Origin of the sequence: Nitrososphaera sp. (assembly GCF_050748925.1) — an archaeon.
Classification (GTDB): domain Archaea; phylum Thermoproteota; class Nitrososphaeria; order Nitrososphaerales; family Nitrososphaeraceae; genus Nitrososphaera.
In genome coordinates, this window is record NZ_JBOGQF010000129.1 from 1 (window position 1) to 4,782 (window position 4,782).

Genomic DNA, 4,782 nt, shown 5'->3' on the forward strand with positions numbered 1-4,782 from the left:
GCACTATCCTAGCCTCGTCAGACTTTAATTTCAGGCCCGGCTGCACGCTGACTGCAAACTCTATCCCCTTTTCCTTCATCATGAACTCAAAGTCGCGCTCGACGTTTCTGGCTATCCTGTCGACGTCAACGTCGCCGATGTTGAACTTTAGCTCGTTGAGCTCTAGCTTTTGCGCGTCGAGCATGTCGCTTATCATCTTTTCAAGTTTCACCGCGCTCTTTTCTATCGTGTCGACCGCGGCGCGCTGCTCTGGAGTCAGCCTGCCAAGTATCGTGTTTGACTTTAGCGCGCCCGTCCAGCCGATTATGGGGGTCAGCGGCGTCTTTAGTTCGTGGGAGGCCATGCTGAGGAACTCGTCTTTCAGCTTGTCCTTCTGGCGCAGCTCCTCATTGGTCAGGTTCAGCTCTTCCACCTGCTCCCTGATTATCTCGGCGTTGGCCCTGTCGCGCTCTAGCGCCTCCTGCAGCCGCTCCTCCGTGTTTTTGAGGTTGGTTATGTCGTTGTGGATAGAGATGTATTGCTTGGGCCGGCCGGACTCGTCAAGGAACGGGACGATGGTGGTCTTGACCCAGTAGTGCGTGCCGTCCTTGGCCCTGTTCTTTATCTCGCCTTCAAATATCTGGCCGGAAGAGATGGCCTTCCACATCTTCTCAAAGAACTCGGGCGGATGGTAGCCGGATTTCAGGATGCGGTGGTTCTGCCCTATCAGCTCATGCTCTGGATATTTCGATATCTCTGAAAACTTGGCGTTCACCTTCGTTATGGCGCCGTCCTTGTCAGTCACGGCAACGATGGCCGTAGAGTCCAGCGCATTTGTCATGTCGGTCAGCTCTTTTGTCCTCTCCCTGACCAGTCTGTTAAGGTTCATGTTCGTTTCAAGGACGCTCTTTCGCATCATGTTGAACTGCTCGGCAAGCTGGCCCACTTCGTCGCCTGACTCGACTTGCACGTTGTAGCTATAGTCGCCCTTGGTTATCCTGTCGGCCGCGTCCTTTAGCTGCGTGACCGGCCTTGAAATGGTGCGCGAAACATATACTGCAATGACCACCACGACCCCCGTTATCACGAACGCGGCCGCCAGTATCGCGTCTCTCAGCTGCGTTATCGGGTGGAATATCTCGGCCTCGTCTATCTCTGCCAGCAGGACCAGCCCGATGTCACTTGCGCAGTACGACGAGCCGACGATGGGTATGCCGCGATAGTCGGGGTAGACTGCGAACACCTCCTTTCCATTGTCAAAGCACTCGTTTGCCGCAAGCGTGTCGACCTGGGTGCGGAACGCCGCGTCTTTTATGAACCGTGACTCGGAGATGAGCGTCCTGTTGCCATTAACGAGGTAGACCTCGCCCGTCTCGCCAAGGCCCTCGCGGTTGAGCAATATCTCGTCAAGCTGGGCCGTGTCCATTGTGGCGACCACCGCGCCGATGGGCTCCTGCTGCCCTCCTGACTGGCCGTACAGCGGCACGGCGACGACCGTGCTGCGCTTGCCGTCCACAAGGTCGAACTCTAGGAAGCCCTCGCCAAAGCCGCGCTGGAGCCGCCCGTCCACTGAATAGTCATTCCCTTCCTCGGAAGGGTCCGACGACAGGAGCACGGCTCCGCTCTTGCCCAGCACCTTGACGTTTTCAAGCCCCACCGATGCGCCGACGACCTGCCTGAACGACTCTAGCTCTGCCTGGAACCTTTCGCGGTATGCCGACATCTGCTCCTCCGTCGGCTCGCCTTCGTTCAGCTCCTCTACCGCCCTCTGGATCGCGCTGTTTGTAAACATCAGCTGGACCTGCTCTATCCTGTTGTCGACAAGCGACCGGACCGCGGCACCCCTGCCGGTGGACTCGCTTACCAGCTGGTCGCTCACCCTTTCGCGCAGCAGGTTGTCTGCAGAGATAAAGCTGATGACTGAAACTGCAAAAATGGTCGTTATGGAAAGGAACAGGCTGACGAAAATTACCTTGGACTTTATGCTCGTAAAGACAGGCTCTTGCAACCTGCCCTCACGGGGCGCGCCGCGAAATAAAAACGGTGGTCACCTGCCAAAGGCCTTCATGAAAAACGTCGTGGCCCTGCGCACGCCGGGGATGCCAAAGTCCCTCGCTACGATGACGGGGCACTGCAGCTGCTTTACCATCTGGAGGAACGCGGGGCTGTCAAAGACGCCAAACCTGCCCACGCTAGAGCCCACCACGACGAGGTCCGGCCTGTACGAGTCGATTGCAGAAAACACGGTGGCCGCGGACTCGCCGGCGCTCTGGGAAAGGCCAGTTTCTTTGAGCTCGATGCCGAGCTGCGCCAAATAGTCCGGCTTCATGGGGACGCTCCCAGAATCCTCCTCCTTTTTGCCTATAGCCAGCACGTCGACTTTGAACCTGCCGGAATGCTCAAGCCAGCTCGTCACCTTTAGCACAAGGTTTGCGTGCGCCCCGCCGTCGTATACCACGACCAGGTTCTTTTTCTCTGCCGGCGCTATCTGGTCGTCAAGCTCCAGCACGTCGTCCTCCGCCTTGACTGCCAGCATGTCGCACGTCGCAAGCGTCATCAGCTTTTTGTTCCTGCGCACGGTCTCAAAGTCGGCTATCAAAAGGTTGATCTTTTGCTCCTCTATGGTCGCAAGTATCGCCTCGGTGGTGTCGTGCGAGACCCTGACGAGGTAGTGGTTGAGGATGCCCCTGTCGCCAAACATCCGCTCAAGGGGGGCAAAGCCCTTCCTCGCGCTCTCTGCAAATGCAGAGCCGGCTGAAAGCGGCGTCTGGTTCGGGACCGTGATGACGCGAAGCACGTTCACCTCCCCTCCCGCCTCTTTTGCCGCCCTTATCGCGTACTTGGCCAGCCTGTCCGGGTTTTCCGGGCTGTAGAGCACCAGTATCCTGTAGTCGAGCCTCTCCTGCGTGCCTTCGGTGGTGACAAGGGGCGCATAATGCTCGACTTCCTTCTTGAACTGGTACATGCGGTAGAGCACAAAGCCGACCAGTATCCACAGCACCGTTATCACCCAGCTGAGCGGCTGGGTCACGAGCAAATAGACCGCAAGCCCAAGTTTCAGGATTATGCCGATAATCGGGATTATCGGAAAGAACGGGATCTTGTAGCCGTACGACAACTTGTCGCCATAGATGCGCCGGATGGTAATTGCTGCAATGTTTACCTGCGTGAACAGCAGCAAAAAGATCACGGCGGCGGCAAGGGCGATCTCTTGCAGCGGCAGGGCGTATGCCATGACGGCCATTATGATGCCTGAAACTACTGCGGCGACGTGCGGCGTCTTGTTGACGGGGTGGATGGCGCCAAGGGCCGCGGGGAGGTTATAGTTGCGCCCCATCGCCAGCGCGACGCGGGCTGATGAAAACGTGGTCGCGTTGAGGGCAGCAAGCGTCGACACTATGCCGCCTGCCAGCACGACATAGAGGCCGTAGGGCATGAAAAGGTCGACGGCCTTGGCGATGCCAAGCTCGCCTGCGCCTCCGATGAACTGCCACGCCTGCTCGCCTCCCGGCGGTGAAATGGCGGCAAGGGCGACAAACGCCATCAGGCAGTAAAGCGTGACTACCACTGCAAGTGAAATGAATATCGCCCTTGGGATGTTGCGCTTTGGGTTCTTGACCTCCTCGCCGGTCTGGACTATTACCTCGTATCCTTCAAACGCGATGAACGTGAGGCCCATGGCCGCGACTATTCCACCAAGGCCAAGCGGCAGCAGCTGCTCTGCAAAGTTGTCTTGCCAGCCGGGGTTTGACTGCATCGCCCAGAACCCAAAGGCCAGTATGACGACTATGGCGCCCAGCTGCGCCAGCGTCACTATGGTGCCGGTCTTGCCGGTCTCAGACGTCCCCTTGACGTTGACGTAGGTGAACGCGGCGACTGCCGCCACTGCTATCAGCTTGTCCACCGGAATGACGCCAAATATGGGCTGGGAAGGCAGGTAGGTCTGCAGCAGGCTGTAGAGGAACGCGCCAAAGCCGACGGCGTAGAGGCTGCCGGCGACAATGTGCGCAAACCACGCCATCCACCCGCTGATGAACGCGTTTGGCCGGGGCAGGCCCTCCCGTATCCAGAGGTAACCTCCGCCTGCCTCCGGCATGGCCGAGCCGAGCTCGGCGTAGACCATGGCGGTAAAGAGCGTGATGAAGCCGTTGAGCACAAAGACGATGATGACTGCGCTGCCTGCGAGGCCTATCGCTGGGCCCGTGAGGACAAAGATGGCTCCGCCTATCATGGCTGCAATGCCAACCATTATGATGTCCACGAGTCCAAGCGTCCGCACCAGCTGCTGCTGTACCGGCCGCTCGGCCCCGCCGGCCGAAGTCGACAAGCGTTAGCAGCGTTCGCATAGGCATGGGAAATAAACCTTTACCGGCAAAAGCTTATCCAGCAATATTGCGCACCTAACCCGTGCCTGTCGTGATGGTGAGGGGCCCTGCCACCGTCGGGGTGAAAGGGCTGTGCCGCGTGCTTGGGATGGACGTTTCAGGCAGGCAGGTCGCGGTGAGGGCGGGCAAGGCTCTGCCTTTTGAGCCCGGTCCCGACTGCGCCCTTGGCATCGACGGAGAAGCATGGAGCGCCGACCCGTTGACTGCCGGCACGGCAATGTGGAAAAACGTCGCCCAAAAGCTGTCGGGATGCAGAGTGGTGATGGTCGTCGGAGAGGTAGGTGCCGGCAAGTCGACGTTTTGCACGTACCTTGCCAACGTGGCCATCGGCCGCGGCATTACGCCGTGCATAACTGATGGCGACATTGGGCAGGGTGACCTCGCGCCGCCTGCAGCCATGGGAGCCGCTCCCATGGCC

General features: G+C 58.9%; 3 protein-coding genes. 1 reads left to right on the forward strand and 2 read right to left on the reverse strand.

The window, feature by feature from the left end; translation table 11 throughout:
- Together ACREAY_RS09805 and ACREAY_RS09810 are read right to left on the reverse strand one after the other, a co-directional pair.
- Positions 1-1,987 (reverse strand): PAS domain-containing protein (locus tag ACREAY_RS09805; RefSeq protein ID WP_431755592.1); only part of this gene is annotated, 1,987 nt, incomplete at its 3' end.
- 39 nt (positions 1,988-2,026) lie between these two features.
- Positions 2,027-4,306 (reverse strand): amino acid permease, encoded by a 2,280-nt coding sequence (locus ACREAY_RS09810; RefSeq protein ID WP_431755593.1) that lies wholly within the window; start codon positions 4,304-4,306, stop codon positions 2,027-2,029.
- A gap of 80 nt (positions 4,307-4,386) precedes the next feature.
- Here ACREAY_RS09810 and ACREAY_RS09815 point away from each other — a divergent pair.
- The coding region (locus ACREAY_RS09815; RefSeq protein ID WP_431755594.1) for a Clp1/GlmU family protein at positions 4,387-4,782 on the forward strand (396 nt) is incomplete at its 3' end.